The organism is Xanthomonas sp. F14 (assembly GCF_014199865.1).
The window spans coordinates 165,346-184,805 of sequence record NZ_JACHOM010000001.1 but is presented as its reverse complement, the minus strand read 5'-3'; the positions used below and the strand labels follow the sequence as shown (position 1 = coordinate 184,805).

The 19,460-nt window shown below is 61.8% G+C and carries 15 protein-coding genes; 4 read left to right on the top strand and 11 right to left on the bottom strand.

Features of this window, described 5'->3' with window-relative positions:
* Positions 1-92 precede the first annotated feature (92 nt).
* On the bottom strand, positions 93-731 hold the full coding sequence (locus GGR73_RS00925) for an alpha-ketoglutarate-dependent dioxygenase AlkB (RefSeq protein WP_184455255.1): 639 nt from the start codon (positions 729-731) through the stop codon (positions 93-95).
* 310 nt (positions 732-1,041) lie between these two features.
* Between GGR73_RS00925 and GGR73_RS00920 the strand changes: the two genes are divergently transcribed.
* Complete coding sequence (locus GGR73_RS00920; RefSeq protein WP_184455253.1) at positions 1,042-3,396, top strand: GH92 family glycosyl hydrolase; 2,355 nt, start codon at positions 1,042-1,044, stop codon at positions 3,394-3,396.
* A 1-nt stretch (position 3,397) separates the two neighbouring features.
* On the opposite strand, the gene GGR73_RS00915 is transcribed toward GGR73_RS00920, so the two are convergent.
* A complete protein-coding gene (locus tag GGR73_RS00915; protein WP_104628170.1) occupies positions 3,398-4,105 on the bottom strand; it encodes a DUF429 domain-containing protein in 708 nt (235 codons plus the stop codon).
* A 184-nt stretch (positions 4,106-4,289) separates the two neighbouring features.
* Here GGR73_RS00915 and GGR73_RS00910 point away from each other — a divergent pair, with 184 nt between their 5' ends.
* Positions 4,290-5,192: an SDR family oxidoreductase gene (locus GGR73_RS00910; protein ID WP_039565280.1), complete on the top strand. Its 903-nt coding sequence runs from the start codon at positions 4,290-4,292 to the stop codon at positions 5,190-5,192.
* Positions 5,193-5,465: 273 nt separating this feature from the next.
* Here the strand turns inward: GGR73_RS00910 and GGR73_RS00905 are convergent, their stop codons facing one another.
* The 3 genes from GGR73_RS00905 to GGR73_RS00895 form a co-directional block, all read right to left on the bottom strand.
* On the bottom strand, positions 5,466-6,911 hold the full coding sequence (locus tag GGR73_RS00905; protein WP_184455251.1) for a glycoside hydrolase family 30 protein: 1,446 nt from the start codon (positions 6,909-6,911) through the stop codon (positions 5,466-5,468).
* Between the two features lie 429 nt (positions 6,912-7,340).
* Positions 7,341-8,210: an NAD(P)H-hydrate dehydratase gene (locus tag GGR73_RS00900; protein WP_184455249.1), complete on the bottom strand. Its 870-nt coding sequence runs from the start codon at positions 8,208-8,210 to the stop codon at positions 7,341-7,343.
* A complete protein-coding gene (locus GGR73_RS00895) occupies positions 8,210-8,998 on the bottom strand; it encodes a histidine phosphatase family protein (protein WP_184455247.1) in 789 nt (262 codons plus the stop codon). The genes GGR73_RS00900 and GGR73_RS00895 overlap by 1 nt, the downstream gene beginning before the upstream one ends.
* 173 nt (positions 8,999-9,171) lie before the next feature.
* On the opposite strand from GGR73_RS00895, the gene GGR73_RS00890 reads away from it, so the two are divergent.
* Together GGR73_RS00890 and GGR73_RS00885 are read left to right on the top strand one after the other, a co-directional pair.
* On the top strand, positions 9,172-9,801 hold the full coding sequence (locus GGR73_RS00890) for a TetR/AcrR family transcriptional regulator (RefSeq protein WP_005920554.1): 630 nt from the start codon (positions 9,172-9,174) through the stop codon (positions 9,799-9,801).
* Between the two features lie 99 nt (positions 9,802-9,900).
* On the top strand, positions 9,901-10,353 hold the full coding sequence (locus GGR73_RS00885; protein WP_184455245.1) for a hypothetical protein: 453 nt from the start codon (positions 9,901-9,903) through the stop codon (positions 10,351-10,353).
* A gap of 285 nt (positions 10,354-10,638) precedes the next feature.
* Here GGR73_RS00885 and GGR73_RS00880 read toward each other — a convergent pair whose 3' ends face one another.
* The 6 genes from GGR73_RS00880 to GGR73_RS00855 form a co-directional block, all read right to left on the bottom strand.
* Complete coding sequence (locus GGR73_RS00880) at positions 10,639-10,899, bottom strand: XAC0095 family protein (protein ID WP_184455243.1); 261 nt, start codon at positions 10,897-10,899, stop codon at positions 10,639-10,641.
* 301 nt (positions 10,900-11,200) lie between these two features.
* Positions 11,201-14,284, bottom strand: a complete 3,084-nt coding sequence (locus tag GGR73_RS00875) for a type I restriction endonuclease subunit R (protein WP_456362903.1) — start codon at positions 14,282-14,284, stop codon at positions 11,201-11,203.
* Positions 14,285-14,896: a hypothetical protein gene (locus tag GGR73_RS00870; RefSeq protein ID WP_184455241.1), complete on the bottom strand. Its 612-nt coding sequence runs from the start codon at positions 14,894-14,896 to the stop codon at positions 14,285-14,287.
* The gene (locus GGR73_RS00865; protein WP_456362902.1) at positions 14,893-16,203 is read right to left on the bottom strand and encodes a restriction endonuclease subunit S; all 1,311 of its coding nucleotides are present in this window, start codon (positions 16,201-16,203) and stop codon (positions 14,893-14,895) included. Before GGR73_RS00865 ends, GGR73_RS00870 begins: the two co-directional genes overlap by 4 nt.
* The gene (locus GGR73_RS00860) at positions 16,200-17,276 is read right to left on the bottom strand and encodes a virulence RhuM family protein (protein WP_184455240.1); all 1,077 of its coding nucleotides are present in this window, start codon (positions 17,274-17,276) and stop codon (positions 16,200-16,202) included. The genes GGR73_RS00865 and GGR73_RS00860 overlap by 4 nt, the downstream gene beginning before the upstream one ends.
* On the bottom strand, positions 17,273-19,459 hold the full coding sequence (locus GGR73_RS00855; RefSeq protein ID WP_184455237.1) for an HsdM family class I SAM-dependent methyltransferase: 2,187 nt from the start codon (positions 19,457-19,459) through the stop codon (positions 17,273-17,275). Before GGR73_RS00855 ends, GGR73_RS00860 begins: the two co-directional genes overlap by 4 nt.
* Position 19,460: the final 1 nt, after the last annotated feature.

The window sequence follows — 19,460 nt, the reverse complement described above, 5'->3', positions numbered from 1 at the left end:
GGTACGCGGCACTCGTGTGATCCCGTCGCTCCTGTTGCCCGGGAGACTCCGGCTTGCTTCGCACCGTGCCGACGAAGCCACACCACGCCTTGTCAGCCACGCTCCGCTTGTACCGCCTCCCAGTGCGGCCCGTGCTGGCCGGCGGCCATGCGCTCGGCCGGGCGCACGCGAAACACCACGCTGATGCGCTCTCCCACCGCACGTGCGGTCTTGGCGATGCCGTGCTCGTGGCTCAGTTGCGAGGCATGGCTCATCGCCAGCAGGCTGCCGGGCGCCAACTCCACACCGATCGCACGCGTATTGCCGTCCTTTGCGCGCAGCTGCATCCGCCGCGTCGCGCCCAGCGACACCAATGCAATCGGATACGGCGCCAGCAACGTCTGCAGCTTGTCGTGATGCATCGCCACGCTGTCGCGGCCATCGCGATACAGATTCAGGCCCACCGCGTTGTACGGCGCAGGCAACACCGCCTGCACCGCATCGAGCAGCGCCTGCAACGGCAGTCCGGGCGGCAGCGGTGCATCCAGCCGATACGAGGCCAGCAGGCGCGGCACCTCCACCACACGGTCGTACATCTCGCGGCGCTGGCTGCGCCAGTCGGTCGCCTGGCGCAACGCGGCAAAGCACTGCTGCGCCACGGCAGGCGCCAGCAGCTGCGGCCAGTAGCGCACGCCGCCCTGCGTATCGTGCAGCAGCTGCACGGGCGCGGTGGGAGTATCGAACAGATCCATCCGGGTGATATGCGGACGGTTTGCGCGATTTCAGCAGCCCGGCGTTGCGATTGCCCGGAGCCGAAGCCCCGCATTCGCACGCCCTGTCGCAGTTGCTGGCATTGCGCTCGTTCCGTGCAGAAAGGCGACCGGTCTGCGCATCCGCTGTCTCCTGCGCGCAGCGCCGGCAACCTCTCCAAGACAGGCACACGCATCACCGCCGCCCGCCGCGCACGGGTTAGCGAGCTCAACGATGCAGGCATGGATGTCATGCGATCAGGCCCGACAGCTGTGCTACGGTCCGGCGCTGCATCCGCCTGGAACCGTTCGCATGCAGCATCGCTCAATCGCCTTCTCTCCCCTGCGTTGGCTGGCGCTGCTTGCCGCCTGCATCAGCTTCGCCGGCAACGCGGCGCCACGTGGGGACGACGCGGGTTTCAGCGCGGTGGACCCGTTGATCGGCACCGGTGGCGAAGGCCACACCTATCCCGGCGCCACGCTGCCGTTCGGCATGGTGCAACTGAGCCCGGACACGCAGATCAAGCCGCGCAAGGAGGCCTATGGCTGGGCCGCCGGTTACCGGCATGGCGACACCACGATTGTCGGCTTCTCGCACACGCACTTTTCCGGCTCCGGGCATTCGGACCTGGGCGATGTGCTGCTGATGCCGCAGACCGGCCAGGTCAGACTCGAACGCGGCGACGCCGCCACGCCGGGTAGCGGCTATACCGCGCAGTTCGACCATGCCAGCGAGCAGGCGCAGCCCGGCTATTACGCGGTGACCTTGAAAGACCGCAACATCCGCGCCGAACTCACCGCCAGTGCGCGCGTGGGCGTGCATCGCTACACCTTCCCCAAGGGCACGCCGGCGCATGTACTGGTGGACCTGCGCACCAGCCTGTACGACTACCCCGGCAAGGTGCAGTGGTCGCGGCTGCGCGTACGCGGCGATGGCACCGTGACCGGCTTTCGCGAAACCCGCGGCTGGGCACCCGGCCGCCAGCTGTACTTCGCCATGCGCTTCTCCCGCCCGCTCACCGCCACGCAATTGCACGACACCGAGCAGGACATCCCGTACAAGGGCTTTCCGCCGCCGGGCGAGAAGAACCCCACGCAGCGCGCACAGATCGAAGGCCGGCAACTGGTCGGCGTGTTCGACGTTGCCAACGATGGCACGCCGCTGGTGGTCAAGGTCGCGCTGTCGCCAGTCAGCGAGGCCGGCGCCATCGCCAATCTCGACGCGGAAGTGCCCGATTTCGATTTCGACCGCGTGCGCGCCGATGCGCGCGCGCAGTGGACACAGGCGCTGTCGGCGATCGATGCGCAAGGCACGCCGCAACAGCGCACCCAGCTCTACACCGCGCTGTATCACACCCTGCTCGGCCCCACCCTGTTCATGGACAGCGATGGGCAATACCGCGGGCCGGACAACGCCGTGCATCAGGCGCATGGCTGGACCAACTACTCCACCTTCTCGCTGTGGGACACCTACCGCGCCCTGCATCCACTGCTGACCCTGGTGCAGCCGCCGCAACGCAGCAGCGACATGGTCAATTCCTTGCTCGCGTCGCGCCGCGACAGCGCCTACGGCATCCTGCCGGTGTGGGCATTCCATGGCCTGGAAACCTGGTGCATGATCGGCTACCACGCCGTGCCGGTGATTGCCGACGCCTACATGAAAGGCATCGGCGGCTTCGATGCCGACGAAGCGCTCGATGCCATGGTCGCCAGCGCCAACTACGGCCCCTACGACGGCATCGCGCAATACCGCGAGCTGGGCTACGTGCCCATCGACGAAGAAGGCGAAGCCGCCTCCAAGACGCTGGAATACGCCTTCGACGACTGGACCATCGCGCGCATGGCCGACAAGCTCGGCAAGCCCGCCATCGCCGCAGAATTCGGCAAGCGCGCCGGCAACTGGAAACACGCCTTCGATCCCGCTACAGGCTACATGCGTGCACGCACGCGTGCCGGCAACTTCCGCGAACCATTCGATCCATCCACTAGCGGCTACGGCAGCGACTACACCGAGGGCAATGCCTGGCAATACTCCTGGTATGTGCCGCAGGACGTCGCCGGGCTTGCCGCCGCACATGGCGGCGACGACAAACTGCTGGCACGCCTGGATGCGGTGTTCGACGCCAAGGTCGACCCCAAGGTGTTCGCGCACATGGAAGACATCACCGGTCTGATCGGCTGGTACGCGCACGGCAACGAACCCAGCCACCATGTCGCCTATCTGTACGCCTACGCCGGCCAGCCCTGGCGCACCCAGGCGCGGCTGACCCAGATCATGGACACCCAGTATCACGCCGGCCCCGAAGGCCTGGCCGGCAACGACGACCTCGGCCAGATGTCGGCCTGGTACGTGTTCACCACGCTGGGCTTTTATCCGGTGGCACCGGGCAGCAACCAGTACATCATCGGCCGCCCGTTCCTGCCGCGCGCCACGCTCAAGCTGCCCAATGGCAAGCGCTTCAGCGTGATTGCCGATGGCCTGAGCAAGGCGCGCAGCTACGTCGGCAGCGCCACCCTCAACGGCCAGCCGCTGACCCGCGCTTACCTCACGCACGAGGAAATTCAAGCCGGCGGCGAGTTGCGCTTCCGCATGCAGGCCACGCCGAACACGCAATGGGCCACCGATCCGGCGCAGCGGCCGTATTCGATGTCGACGCAGACGCGCTGAGTCAGTAGTGGATGCCCATGCGTAGCCCGCAGGCGTCGCGCTCCACCACCGCCGGCAGGCTGCCGGCGGTACCTGCGGCAATGCGCTGCGCGCTCCAGCAGGCCACCAGGGCATCCAGCACATCGTCCGGCTTGGCCAGCGCACGCGGCACGCGCTCCAGCAACGCGGCCACCTGCCTGGCGCCATAGCACTGGCCCAGCAAGGCGGCGCGCTGTTGGTGGCCCGCACTGCTCTTCTTGCCCGCCGCCAGGCCGTGCCCGCCGGCGAGCACGGCGAACGACACCTCCGGGTGCACCTCGAACACGCGCTCCGCCCACGGCGGATCGGCGCGCAAGGCATCGTCCCAGGCGCGGATCTTCGACAGCAGCGCAAACGACTGCACGCCAAAGCCGCGCTGCCCGTCGTGGTCCAACACCCGATGCAACGCAGACGCCTCCACCTGCGTGGGTGCATGCAGCATGCCGCGCAAGGGCGCGGCAAAGATGCTGGATGCGCGGCGCCCACCCACAAAGCGCCGCGCCTGCACATCCGCAGCGCGTGGCGCGTGCTCGCTCAGACCGATCGGAATGTCCACGCCCAGCACAGCGACGTCCCCCAATGCGCTCGCCACCGCGGCCACCGTGGGGTAGCCGGCAAACTGCAATCCATCGCCGGCCTGCCACACCGCCAGCCAGCCGCTGCCGGCGCCATCGATCCCTACACACTGCATTGCGGTCCTCCCGGTCGTGGCCTGCGTGTACGGCGCAGCAGCACCGCACGCGCGCCATCTGCGTGGCGCGTTCACATCATGCACAACATTCGTTCACCCGCACGCATCGCCATGGTTTCCAGACTGCTCCGCATCGGCCGCAGCACGCTGCGGCACTGCCATCCCCCACTGCAGGAGCCAGCGCATGTCCAGCACCAAGAACCAGTACGAAATGCAGAACCCGCTCACCCAGTTTCCGCAGCCCAAGTTCCCCGAGCAGACCCAGGAAGCGCCGGGCACCATCCATGCATTGCAGCCCAAGGCCGACCACGGCGAGCAGAGCTACCAGGGCTTCGGCCGCCTGAAGGGCCGCAAGGCGCTGATCACCGGCGCCGACTCGGGCATTGGCCGCGCCACTGCAATCGCCTACGCGCGCGAAGGCGCGGACATCGTGCTCAATTATCTGCCGGAAGAAGAACAGGACGCTGCGGAAGTGGTGAAGTTGATCGAGGCCGAAGGCCGCAAGGCGATCAGCATCCCCGGTGATCTCAAGGATGAGGCTTTCTGCAACCAGTTGGTCGCACGCGCGGTCAAGGAGCTCGGTGGGCTGGATCTGCTGGTCAATATCGCCGGCAAGCAGACCGCGATGAAAGACATCGCCGACATCACCACCGAGCAGTTCGACGCCACCTACAAGACCAACGTGTACGCGATGTTCTGGCTGTGCAAGGCGGCCATCCCGCACCTGCCCCCGGGCGCATCCATCATCAACACCGGCTCGATCCAGTCCTACCAGCCCTCGCCGACGCTGCTGGACTACGCGTCCACCAAGGCCGCCATCGTCAACTTCACCAAGGGCCTGGCTCAGCAGGTCGCCGAGAAGGGCATCCGCGTCAACGCCGTCGCGCCCGGCCCGGTGTGGACCCCGCTGCAACCCAGCGGTGGCCAGCCGCCGGAAAAGATTCCCGAGTTCGGCTCGGAAACCCCGCTCAAGCGTGCCGGCCAGCCGGTGGAGATGGCGCCGCTGTATGTGATCCTGGCCTCGCAGGAATCCAGCTATGTCACCGGCGAAGTGTTTGGTGCCACCGGCGGCTTGCTGCTGTCGTAAGCAAGCTGAAAGCGCGTTTTTTCGCGTAATGCCACTAGAACCCTGCCGATCGCTGCACGCGCAGCGGTCCGCAGGGTTCTCATCGATGGCGTTTTTGGTATTGGCGGCAGTCTCGAATGCGGATGCATCAGCACCACCGAACCGCAAGGTAGTTCGACCAGCTACGCAAAGACGGCTTCGATCATGTGAAGCTCCCCGTCTCCCACCGGGAGAAGGTGCCCAAAGGGCGGATGACGGTACGCAACCCACCAACGCTCCGCCCACGGCCTGCGCTTATTGCGTCATCACCACCGTCTGGATTGCATGCGCCGGGATCTCCAGCTCACTCGATGCCTCGCCCACGTACAGGTTGTAACGGATCGCCACATCGCTGGCATTCATCACCACTGTCGCCAGGCTGCCATCGGTGTTGAGAAAGGACGTCGTTGCCAGATTGCTGCGGCTGCTGGCCGCGCTCACCCGCCGCGCACCGGGGCGGATGAACTTGGAAAAGTGGCCGATATACCAATAGCTCGGCGTGTAGATCACCTCGCCGGTGCGCGTATCGGCATGCACCGGCGCAAAGCAGTAATTGCCCACGTGGTTCGGCCCGCCGTTCTGGTCGAGCAAAATGTTCCAGTCGGTCCAGCCCACCGCACCATGATTGAGATCGTTGATGATGGCAGTGCCATAGCGCTCGCCGTTGGGCCAGTACTGCAGCTTTGCCGGGTCGAACTTTTCCACCGCCGCTTCGGTCAGCAACAGCGGCTTGTCCGGGTACGCCTGCGCCACCGCCGCCACGTTCTCCACCATCGGCGCGAACCCGGCCCAGGTCTCGTACCAGTGGAAGCCCATGCCCCACGCGTATTTCGCCGCTTCCGGATCGTCGAAGATCACGTGCGCGCGGTGCAGCATCATGTCGCGGTTGTGGTCCCACACGATGATCTTGCGGTCGCCATAGCCGGCCTGCTCCATCGTCGGGCCGAGGTGGTTCTTCAAAAAGTCGCGCTCTTCCTCGGCGGAAAACACCATCGACTCCCAGGTCTGCACCGCCATCGGCTCGTTCTGCAGGCTGATGCCCCAGATCGGGATGCCGGCCTTTTCGTAGGCCGCAATAAAGCGCGTGTAGTAGGTGGCCCAGGCCTGCGCATACGCGGGCAGCAACTTGCCGCCCTTGAGCATGTTGTTGCTGTCTTTCATGAAGGCCGGCGCGCTCCACGGGCTGGCAAATGTCGTCAACTCGCCACCGGCCGCCGCAATGGCCTGGCGCAGCATCGGGATGCGATAGCGCTGATCGTGCCTGACCGAAAAGCTCTTCAGCGCCGCATCGCCTTCCTTGATGTAGGTGTAGCTGCCGCTGCTGAAATCCGAGCTGTGGATGGTGGTGCGCGCCAGCGTATAGCCGATGCCCTTTTGCGGGTCGTAATAAGCAGTGAGCAATGCGCGCTGCGCAGGCTTGGGCAGCCTGGCGAAGGTCTCGGCACTGGCATCGGTGATTGCCCCGCCGATGCCCAGCACCTCCTGGAAGCGCCGCTGCGGATTGACGAAGATGGAGTTCTCCTTCTCGGTCAACGCATGCCCGGCGGTGGGCGCATCGACAGTGCTGACACGCATCTGCTGCGTTGCGCCCTGGGCAGAGGTGTAAACGCGTAGTGCGCCGACGGCGGCTGGCGGAGTAGCAGCATCCGCAACCGCAGCTTCTACCGCCTTCGATGCAGGCGATGCCGCCGATGCCAGCATCGGAATCGGCGTTGCGGCTGTTCCTATCGCTGTCGCTGTTGCAGATGCCAACACCGTTTCAGTCGCAGCACCCCAAACCCCCAGAACCCCCACCATCGACCACGCAATCGTTCGCTTCACCGTGCACCCTCCCAGGTTGGTGACCAAGCCTAACCGACCAACGCGGCGCAACATCGCGCAACAAACGAGCGCAACTATGCACCCTTCCACCGTCGGACATTCCCTTCTCCCCTCGGGAGAAGGTGGGCCGAAGGGCCGGATGCGGGTACGTCTGCTCAGAGTGCAACCAACCCACTGCAATCAAGGCAACAACCTAAACCCCAACTGGAAAGACAGCCCCACGACTCCAGCAAACCTACCCTCACCCCAATCCATCTCCCGCTGGAGAGGGGCTTGGTCTGCGCGCCGCATCAACGCGACGAGCGTCGATCACCGGCGCGCCAACCGATCCAAAATCCCAGGCACTTCCAGTCCAAGCTCGCGCGCCAGAAACCCCACTGGCCCAATCCGCCTGGCCAACTGCCTGCCCGCCGCCGCATGCACAAACACGCCCCACAACGTAGCGGTCAACGCATCGCAGCCGCGCGCGGCAAACCCGGCAATCAATCCCGCCAGCACATCGCCAGACCCGGACGTACCCAACCCGGATGCGCCCCCGCGATGCATCCACACCACCCCATCCGGCCCGGCAATAAAACTGTCCGCGCCCTTGACGATCACCACGCTGCGCAGCTTCTGCGCAAACTTCAACGCGTACGCGCCCGGTGCCGCTTCCACCGCCGCCTTGTCGTCGCCGGCCAGGGTCGCCATCTCGCCCGCATGCGGCGTCAATACGAATGGCCGCCCGATCGGCGCCCGCAGGCCACGCGACAACGCACCGGCATCCAGCACCAAGGTGCACACCGCCTGCTCGGCGGCGCGCCTGACCATCGCCGTGGTGGTGGCCGTCGACGCCATCCCCGGCCCGATCACTGCCGCATCGCAGGCCGCCATCGCCCCATCCAGCGCGCGATGCCCGCGCACAATCTCGCCCTGCCCGTTCTGCGCCAACCCCAGCACCAGCGCCTCCGGCACCGCCAAGGCCATGCCCGGCGCCACACTGGCGGCGGTGGCGATCTGCAGCTTGCCCGCACCGGTGCGCAGCGCCGCCTCGCCGGCCAGCAGCACCGCACCGGGCACACGCATCGAGCCACCCACGATCAACACGCGCCCACGCTGCTCCTTGTCGCCACCCGGAGCAGGCAACGGCATCGCCCGCAAGGCGGCGGCGGTGAGCATGCGCATGCGCGGGGCGGCCATCAGCGCGCCCCGGCCGGGCGGTCGGACTCGGTGGTCACCGGCTCGTCGGCCAGCTCTGGCGGCACGAACTTGGTACGCAGCAATTCCAGCGATTGCCCATCGGCCGCAGCCGCATATTCGGTGACGCCGCAATTGGGCACATCGCCCTCGCGGTCGATGCCCAGGATGGTGGCCTCGTCCATCCGCTCGATCAGGTAGCGGAAGCAATTGACAATCACCTGATGCCCCACGATCAGCACCCGCGCGCCCACATGGTTGCGCTGCAGATCGCCCACCACCCCGCGCAGGCGGAAGATCACATCGCACCAGCTCTCGCCACCGGGCGGGCGAAAGTAGAACTTGCCCACCAGCTTGCGCTGCTCGGCCAGCTCCGGAAAGGTCGCAAGAATACCGGCCGTGGTGTAGCGGTCGAGCACGCCGAATTCCTTCTCGCGCAAACGCTCGTCCACGCTGACCGACTCGGCCGGCTGCCCGAGCGCACGCGCCACCGCAGCGGCGGTCTGGCGCGCACGCACATAGGTGGAACTCAGGATCAGCGTCGGGCGCTCGTGCTTGGGCAAACCGGCCATCCACGCCCCCAGCGCCTCGGCCTGGCGCTCGCCCAGCGCCGACAACGGCACATCCGCATCGCGGTGCTCCAGATCGATCAAGGCCGCCCCGTTGGACTCGGCCACATCGCGCGCCACATTGCCTGCGCTCTGCCCATGCCGCACCACCCACAACCGCGCCGGCCACTGCGCCGAGACACCGGCTACCGCACTGTTCTCACTCACATGCTTCTCCTGCACAACGTCGACCTCACGTGTCGCACAGCCGCCGTGAAAACATGGTCGACCAGCGCATCTGTGACCGGTGTTTCAATACACACGCGCATCCATGACTGATGGCACAGCAACAAGCGAACGCAACGGATGGGTAACGCCGCGCCGGTATACTGCAGCCCCCCGACACCCTGCTGCCCATGTCCAACGTCCTGTTGCTGCGCACGGCAAAAGAGCGCGAAGAACTGCTGCTGGAAGAGGTGCTGGACGCCACCGAGCAGTGCATCGACGTCATCGGCCTGAGTGCCACCAGCTTCGAGCTGATCGCCGAGCGCGCCAAGGTCAGCTGCGGCAGCCTGCTGCAACGTTTCGAAGACAAGGACGCGCTGGTGCGCGCATTGCTGGAGCGCAACTACATGCGCGCCATCCGCCAGATGTGGCTGGTGGAACGCCCGGCCAACGTGCACGTGGTGGATTTCATCGCCGGCCTGCTCGAAGAATGGCTGCTGCAGGAAATCAACATCAAGCGCACCCGCATCGACCTGGAACTGCACCTGGCCACCCTGCGCGACCCGGTGCTGGCCGCCTTCATGCGCCGGCAGAGCGCATCGCTGATCGAACACCTCAGCGCCCTGCTCAAACGCCTGCTCCGCGGCCACGCCGACCCGGCCAGCAGCGAACAGGAATTCCAGGCCCGCGTCTTCGCCGTCGCCGCCATGTGCGGCGGCCTGCACAGCGTGATGACCAGCGGCATGGAACTCAACCGCATGCATCTGCAGCTGATCCTGCGCGAGAGTTTGTCGGGGATTTTGAAGTCTGCGCCGGTGTAGCGCCGCTAAGCCACCGGATCTGACGGACAGCGCTGCGCGGATGGCTTGGCACCGGGAATCGATCGGATAAGATCACCCCACATACCAAGGAGGGATGCCATGCGTGATCGAGTCTTCAGTAAGGGAGCTGGATCGCTAGCGCTTTTTGCAGCGCTTGCCGTCTTCAGCTGGTCGGTCAGTGCGACGAGCACGGTAGTCACCTTCCACACGCCGGACAACCAATACGAAGTGGAGCTCTACGTCGGCGGCGGCTCCGAAGAAAGCGGCGGGATTGCGGGCGCAATGGTCACATGGCCGGGCTACGAGCACATGGGCCTACCCTTCAACGGAGTGAAGTACTACATGGACAAGGCGATGACACGCGCCGGTGCTAAGTACATGAATACCAGTGACCCGGAGGTTCCTCCATCTTTCACTCTTGAGATTGAGGGAAACAAGGGCCGCCTGATCGTGGGCAAGCGCGTCATACCAGGGACGGCATCATGGATTGTTGGTCCTTACGCCCCTGAGAGCACGTGGGAACCAAGGCACATGCGCAAGGACGGACAATGAAGCGCCCTTTACGCAGCGCATGGCTGGCCCTCTTTCTACGATTAAGGCTGCTTCAACAGTCCATGCGCATTCTACTGCCGCTACAGCGTCAACCTCGGCTACAACTTCATCAGCAGCTAGGAGCTGAGCGTCAGGAACACCTGCCACTAGCGTGTGTTCAACGGCATCGACGTGTACGTCGACACCATCAGCCTGGGCGGCAGATTCTGCTTCTAAGCGAGTAGACATCGGTAGAAGATCAACGGCAGGTTGCGCAATCAGCCTGCCGTTTTTGTCTGCCAGCCATCACACCTTGCGCTCCACCGCCGCAGGCCATTGCACCTCATCCAGCACATGAGTCACCTGCGTCGCCAGTAGCTCCAGACAAACCGCCAACTCGTCCATACGAATGGCCGGCTGCCTCATCCGCTCTTCAGCCTGCGTGCGTGGCTGCGCCAGGCGCGCCAGAAACCGCATGTGGTCGCGCAGCTGCTGCAAACGGTACTGCGCGCCTTCTGGCAGGTAGTAGCCCGGCTGTGACTGCACATCGCGTACAACGTCCGACATGGCCTGCTCCTCATTCCATGGAATCAGCCCGCCCGCCGCAAAGCGACGGACGGGAAGTCGGGAGGCTCGAAACCGCAGACAGCCGGCGGGCGTATTCCCCTTGCGGGTGTTGTATTAGCCGCCCTCCCGACGCAGAGCATCGCGTCGGTTGCGCCTGCAAAGTTGCAGGCACAAAAAACCCACCGGTTTGTCGGAGGTGGGTACCGCTGTCTGCGGAGTTTCGAGGCTCCGTACAGTGATCGTGCTACTGGTTGGCTGGCGCGTCAAGATGCTTGAGCACGTCTGCTCTCCCCAGCTGACCCTATGAAGTAGCACCTTCGCCAGGCAAGGGCCTGCGCGATTTTTCAAAAATTTCAAAAGCTAGATGCTCACTGGCCGCAGACCGGAACTCACGATCAGTCATGATCCTCGAGAAAATCTCTTCGTTGCCGTCCATTCGCTCAATGAAGAGCTCATCAAGCACCCTTCCCAGGTACGCAGTGAAGTCGCGGAGATTATTTGCTTTTGCCGCCTCCTTGATCTGCTCGCTGGCTTCGGCCGACACTTTGATCTGATCGAAGAACAGTTGATCAGCCTCGTTGAAGTCAGTACCGAATCTGACATTCAGCTTTTCTACTAGGCTCGATAGGGAAACTGCTTCATCAGCCACTCGTGACGTGCCGACATCGGTGGGGCCCTTCAGCGAATACAACTCGCCTTGAGTTAGATCAATGGATCCATCGGTGAGCTGCTGCATGCGGTAGTAACGCAAGCTCACCTCATCATCCAGCACGAACGCCTTGCCATCGTCGGCAGGCGGCAGCTTGGTCATGAGGTTTCGCACGAATATGTAGAGCTTTTCCAGATCGCTGTCCTGATAAGGCACGATCTGGGAAAGGAAGGCATACAGGTTGCGGTAAGCCATCAGCAGCCCGCGAAACTCGTCTTGCTTCTCCTCTAACTGCGTCTTGAAGCGCTGCACGACAGCATCAAGCACTGCGTTCATCTGCTTGTGGTCGCTACCGGAATGCTCGCGCTTCGGGCGGTACCAAACTTGGGCGAAAGCATCTACGTCAGCCGGAGTAAAAATCGCCGGCGCCAGCAGCTTGTGTTGGAGTTCGGACAGCTTCTCCGGCCCGGCATTCTCGCCGATCGGCGTGCTCTCGTAGTACGGCTTGAACGCCTTGTGGATGTCCTCTTCTTTGTTCACGAAATCCAGTACCAAGGTGCGCTTCTTACCGGGCGCCATGCGGTTGAGCCGCGACAGCGTTTGCACCGCCTGCACGCCAGCCAATTTCTTGACGACGTACATGGTCTGCAGCAGTGGCTGGTCGAAACCAGTCTGGTACTTTTCGGCCACCAGCAGCACGCGATAGTCGTCGCGCTCAAAAGCTTCCGGCAGCTCGGTTTCTGCCAAGCCGTCATTCATGGCCACCTCGGTGTAGCTCGCACCCGGATCCTCCGGGTCTTCCACCGTTCCGGAAAACGCCACCAGCGAGCGAATGCCGTTGTAGTGGTTGTCCTTGATGTAGCGGTCGAAGGCCAGCTTGTACTTGACTGCCGCCAGCCGCGAGCCCGTGACCACCATTGCCTTGGCGCGGCCGCCCAGTTCATGCATCACGTGCAGACGGAAGTGCTCCACGATCACGGACACCACCTGCTCAATGTTGACCGGGTGCAACTCCATGTACCGGGTCAGCGCCTTGGCTGCCTGCTTGCGCGATACTTCCGGGTCGTTCTCCACCTGCTTGATCAGGCCGAAAAAGCGCTTGTAAGTGGTGTAGTTGGCCAGCACGTCCATGATGAAGCCTTCCTCGATGGCCTGGCGCATGCTGTATTCGTGGAACGGCGACTCGCCTGACGGCCCCGGCGTATCGAACAACACCTTGGTCTTGAACTTGGGCGTGGCAGTAAATGCAAAGAAGCTGAGGTTGGGCTGGCGGGCACGCTTCTGTGCCTCACGCAGAATCGCCGCGCGGGTAGCCTCATCAAGCTCGTCATCTTCTTCGTCGGACAGCTGCGCGGCCACCGCCGCTTCAATGCCATCGCGGTTGAGCATGCCGCGCAGGGTCATGGCCGTTTCGCCGCTCTGCGAAGAATGGGCCTCGTCCACAATGACCGCAAAGCGCTTGCCTGCTGTATCAAGCTTGACGTCCTCGCCATCGGCTTCCAACCGGGCCAGCGCAAGCGCGATGAAGGGAAATTTCTGGATGGTGCTGATAATGATCGGCGTGCCGCCAGACAAAGCCCGCGCCAACTGTCGCGTGTCCTCGTCTATCTTCTCAACCACGCCGGTCTTGTGCTCGAACTGGTAGATGGTGTTCTGCAGCTGTTGGTCCAGCACGCGGCGGTCGGTTACGACCACCACGGAGTGGAACACTTTCTCTTCCCTGGCGTCATGCAGGCTGGCTAGCCGGTGCGCCAGCCAGGCGATAGAGTTGGACTTGCCCGAACCGGCCGAATGCTGCACCAAGTAGTTATGGCCTGAGCCATGCGCGCGCGCGTGGCCCACCAGTCGGCGCACCGCATCGAGCTGATGGTAGCGCGGGAAGATCATCGTCTCCTTGCGCACGGTGCGCACGCCCTTGTCGGTGGTGATCTGGCGTTCCTTGATTTCCAAGTGCATGAAGCGCTGAAGGATGTCCAGCAGGCTATCTGCCTTCAGCACTTCATCCCACAAATAATGGGTTTTCCAGTTGCCCGGCACCGGCGGATTGCCCGCGCCGTGCGCATGGCCGCGATTGAACGGCAGAAACACGGTCTCGCGGCCTTTGAGCCGGGTGGTCATCCAGGCTTCGTCAGGGTCCACGGCAAAATGCACTAGCGCCCGCTGCTTGAAGGCGAACAACCTATCGCGCTCATCGCGGTTGTGCTGATACTGGTGAATTGCTTCGCTTGCAGGCTGCCCGGTCAAGGGATTTTTCAGTTCTACTGTGACCACCGGCAAGCCGTTGACCGCCAGGGTGACGTCGATGACGCAACGCTTTGGCTTGCCGTCCGGCCGCTTGAGCACCGAAGTAAAAGACACCTGCCGAGTGATGGTCAAACGGTTGTGCACATACTTTGCCGCTGCTTCGGGGTTCATTCCGGAATTAGGACGGAAGTACGCCAAGCGTAGCGTCTTGCCATAGCACTTGAAGCCATGGCGCAACACGTGCAGCGCGCCCTTGATCTCCAGTTCCTTGGCCAGCGCCTCCAGCACGGTCGCCTGGGTCCGCACGCCCAGCAGCGTTTCAAGCTGCTGCCAACGCGAGGGCTGGCTGTCCTTGAGGAAGCCGATCACATCCGCCGGAAACAGCGCCAGGGTTTCGTCGTAGTGAGCCGGCTGGCGCGTCTGGTAACCGCCTGATGCGAGCAGGCCGACTTCAATGGCGGTTTCAAAGGCGCGCTCGGTGTGACCGGACATTCAAATCTCCTGAAAAGATACGTTTTTGAGCGTAGCTAGTTGCTGACCCTCAACTTCATCGAAGTGATGATAACGAATGGAAGGATCGGCGTTTAGCTGCCTATCTGCATCCAGATATGCATCGGGGCTTTCATTCTCAGCGAAAACGAACTTTCTAATGCGAATTTTGCGACTATCACCCGTGTAATTTTCTATTGTCTTTTTTAAGCTACTGACCCAGCACAACCCCACCCTCAACTGCGGAACGATTTTTTCAGCAGTGAGGCTTTTCGATTTAAATTCAATGCAGTCGGCGTGAAATAACCGCCCACTGACATAAAAGACCACGAAATCACATCTCTTTGACCACGGTTTCGCGTTGTCGTCCAAAAAGTGGAATAGAGCCGGTTTCGAATTTCCTTTGCCCGCCTCAAAATCGTCGCTATCGAGCTTGAATGCGATTCCTGGACCAGGAAGTAGCAGTTTTATCTCTCGATTACGCGGCCTTGTATCGCCTTCACGAAAGTATTTCTCCTTCAGAATGACGAAGCCGTCGCTTCCGTCATGGACCACGTACTCTCGATTCACGTAAGCCTTGAGGTGAGACAGGTAAGTGAGCGCATCCAGCGTCATGAATCACTGCCCGCCAATGTCTCCATGCTAATTTCTGAAATCTGACCGGTAACGGCGGCGGAAATGAGAGCTGATCGATACTCGCGCAGTGTGTCTATCGAACTCTGAGCCGCTACAATAATTCGGCCAACATGTTCCTTCCCCTCCGACACGTGCCGCACGATTGCGCGCTGCTCATCAATAGTCGGAACAGGGACGTGGATGCTCTTCACGTCCGTCAAGCCGATGGTTCCGATAGTTGATCCATTGGTTAGCCGCATCAGCTCCTGAGTCATACTGTAGATAGCGAATAGCAGATATTCGGGCACCATCATCTCCACATCGCATATCCACGCGATAATATGCTGCGACACTGCCATTGACCGCGTAGTGATAGCACTCTCACCTATCGTGGCATCGCGGGTAAAGACAACGGCTCGTGGTGGCAACATTCTTGCCGATGAATTAGCCAGACCAAGCTCGTTGATCTTGAGGGCGGTGTCATCGATGTAGTCGCCTGAGCGCAGAGCATCCGTGTCATTCAGCGACACCCAGGGGATATCGCAATCCTGCCAGTACTCATCAACCTTCTTGTCAGGGGTATGACCACTCTCCAGTTTGGCGATCCGCTTTACTGGCGCAACCATCCATCGCTCGGGCACGTCGCCAATCCAATCCACACCCGAAGGCTTCATCGGCATGCCCGGATTCAGTCCTTTGGTGACGGCGCAAGTGATCAGGGCCTGCCGCTTTTCCGCTAGTCGCTCCAGCAGCGCCTGCTTCTTTTCGATCAGCGCATCAATGCGCGCGGTCTTGTCGTCCAGGAAGCGGGCGATGCGCTGTTGGATTTCGATGCGCGGCAAAGGAAGTGGCTGATGTCCAACTGTCTCCCAATCCGCACGCGGCATTTTTGAGCCGAAAGTTTGAGAATCCACAGCATCAATAAATCCAAACGACGTCAACACATAAAAAAGATACCGCGCATTGACTCGCTCGGATGGACGCAAGCACAGTAGCTCACCGGAACTCACGCCATCGAAATTGGCACTGAAGACCTTGGCCAGATACGGGCGCAGCTTGTTGAATAATACGTCCCCGGAACGAAACAGCCTGCTGTCCGCCTCGGATGGCTCCAACTCCTCACGCAATAGCTTCCCTGTCCACGAGGCAATGTCTTCGTTTGAAAGGTAAGGCAGTCTTGACTGTTGTTCTTCGTCAGGACGTTCTGTAGATAGAGAAACATGCCATTTAAGCCAATCCGTCTTCCACTCTTTCGGAGGCTTTCCAACCCAGGCGGGCAACTGATCACTGCCAGCGAAGTAGCTCATTTCTCTTTGCTCCTACGCTTGCTTTTAGAGACGCGATTCTCTTCTGCACTTTTACCAGACTTGATTACCTCAGCGACTGCCCGCAAATCTTCCAAATATCGCGCTTCAGCGACCTGTTCCGCCTCCAGCCGTCGCCGCTCCGCAAACGCGTCGTACTGCCCTTCGGCCCAGTCCAGCGCCTGCTGGCGGCTGACCTTGCCAGCGTTGTCCAGCACCGGCAGTTCGGTATCGCGCAGGAACTTGTCCAGAAAGCCATCCCAGTCCGCCAGCCGGATGTCCTGCCGGCGCATGGCGCGGAACTCGGCCTGGTCCAGGAACATCACGGTGATGCGGTTGAGCGTGTCGATCTCGCGCGCATCCAGGTAATTCTTGGCCGTACCCACGTCCTGCTTCAGCACGCGGCTGCCCTTCCACGTGTTGACGCCCATGTTGGTCTTGGTGGCATCGGCGCGCTGGCGGATGATCTCCGCCGCCGTTAGCTGCGTGGCAGCAAAATGCACCTTGTTCTGCATGATGGCGAAGAAGCGCTGCGTGGCCTGCTCGCCCTCGCGGTAGTCCACCGCCATGGCGAAGATCTCGCGGATGCGCTGGTACACCCGCGCCTCACTGGCGCGGATCTCGCGGATGCGCGCCAGCAGCTCGTCGAAATGATCCGCCGGACCGGCGTTGCCCTTGAGGCGCTCGTCATCCAGCACGAACCCCTTGACCAGGTACTCGGACAACCGGGCCGTGGCCCACTGGCGGAACTCGGTGCCGCGCGCCGACCGGACCCGGTAGCCAACGGCCAGAATGGCCTCCAGGCTGTAGTGCTTGGGCCGACGGGAGACGGTACGCCCACCCTCCTGGCGAACTTGTAAGTAGTCCTTACAGGTTGCCGCCTCGTCCATCTCGCCCTCGGCATAGATCGCCTTCAGGTGCTGGGTGATGTTCTGTGGCGTGGTCTGGTACAGCGCGGCGATCTGGGCCTGGGTCAGCCAGACGGTCTCGCCAGCCAACAGCACCCGGATGCCGCCTTCGCCTGCGGCATAGATCAGCAGTTCGCCCTCTTTGGTGGCAGTCACGCCCTTACTCATGCCAGCAATCCTTTCAGCAGATCAGCGATCTCGCCTTCAAGTTGCCGGATGTCAGACTCGATCTGCGGCAACGGACGCGGCGGCTTGTAGACGTAGAAATGGCGGTTGATCGGGATTTCATAGCCCACCTTGGTCTTGCTGAAATCAACCCAGGCATCGGCCACGTGGGGGAGCACCTCGCGGCGCATGTAGTCGTCAATGGTGTCGCGGAATGCCTCCACCAGGTCATCGTTGGGCTTGTCCGGACCAAAGGCCATGGGCAGCGGCAGCTCGGTGCCTTCCGGCAAGGGGATGTTTTCGGTGTCCCGCAGCTCGCTGTCGGGCTCGGGGCGCCCCTTGGCATCACGACAGATCTCGGCGTGCGGGTCGCGCTCGCCCAGTGCGGCGAAGATGGCTTTCCGGATGAGCGCGGGCAGTTTGATACCAGCTTTCTTCGCCGCCTTTTCAAGATCGGCTTCAAATACTTCGCGATCGCTATAAATGCCCTTTGCCGCCAACTCAGCGAGCAGTTCGCGAATGGACCGCTGCATGGCCTGGCCTTCGGCAATTTCCTGCCGCGCAGCTTTTTCGTCCTTTCGCTTTTTTGAGGTCGCCAAATTGGCAAATGTGGATTGCCCGTCCAGGCGCGCAATGCGCTCAGGCGTGGCCTCGAAATTCATCCGCAGCGGCCGTTCCACGGTCACCTTGAGGAAGCCGAACTCGCGATTCTCAAAAACCCGCGACACTACGCGATTTTCGGTTTCGCTGGTCTTGTGATCGATGACCACCTCAGCGCTCTCGCCATCGCCGTAGTTGCCATAGAGCTCTGTCAGCGCTTCAATCTGCTCATCAGAAATTTCGTTGCGCTTGTTGTTGAGGCTTTTCTTCATCTTACGGAAGAAACGCGTGCCGTCGATCAACTGCACATAGCCCTGACGCTCCTCCGGCTTGCGATTAGTGACCAGCCAGACGTAGGTATAGATGCCGGTGTTGTAGAAAAGTTGATCAGGCAGCGCGACGATGGTGTCCAACCAGTCGTTCTCGATGATCCAGCGCCGGATGTTGGATGGTCCCGACCCCGCGTCGCCGGAAAACAAGGGCGATCCGTTGAAGACGATTGCGATTTTTGATCCTGGCTTATCAGGATTCCCCTCGTCGTAAGGGTGCATCTTCGCAATCATGTGCTGCAAAAATAGCAGCGACCCGTCATTGATCGCCGGCAATCCGGCGCCGAAGCGACCGGCGAAGCCGTGATTGGCATGCTCGTTCTCGACAACCGTCTTCTGGTCCTTCCACTCCACACCAAATGGAGGATTAGCAAGCATGTAGTGAAACCGCTCGCCCTCAAAACCATCTTTGGTCTTGCCATCGCCCAAGGTGTCACCCTTGACGATATTGGCCGTGTCTTCGTCCTTGATCAACATGTCAGAGCAGCAGATGGCCCATGATTCGTCGTTGTATTCCTGCCCATACAGGTGCAGATGCGCTGCGGCATTCTGCCCAAGGATGAACTTCTCCGACTCAGATAGCATGCCTCCGGTGCCACAGGTCGGGTCGTAGATGCTGCGGACGATGCCAGGCTTGTAGACCTCCTGCTCGCCGGTGTATACCAGATTGGCCATCAGCCGAATCACTTCACGTGGGGTGAAATGGTCACCTGCCTCCTCATTGGCCTGCTCGTTGAAGCGCATCACTAGATGCTCGAACAAGTAACCCATCTGTAGGTTGTCGATGCGATCTGGATGCAGATCGATGTTCGCCATCGCCTTGATGATGGTAAAGAGCCGGTTGCTTGCATCAAGCTTGTCGATCTGATCGCCAAACTTGAAACGCTCGAAAATCCGTCGCGCTTCTGGCGAGAAGCCATTGATGTAGTTCGACAGATTGGGGGCGATATTCTCAGCGTCGCCCAGCAACTTCTCGAAGGTGTACGCGCTGACGTTGTACAGCGGAAATTTCCGCTTTGGATCAGCCGCCTTGCCAAGGAGCCTGTGCATTGCTGGTTCTGGCGTATCCTTCGCCAGCAGCTTTTCATGCTGTTTCAGCACTGCAGCCTTGGTCGGCTCCAACACGCAATCGAGACGGCGCAGCACCACCATCGGCAGCATCACCAGACGATACTGTGGCGGCCGATAAGGCCCGCGTAACCGATTGGCGATTTCCCAGATTTTCCCTTTGAGTTCCTCGTGAGTCTGATTGTTCATT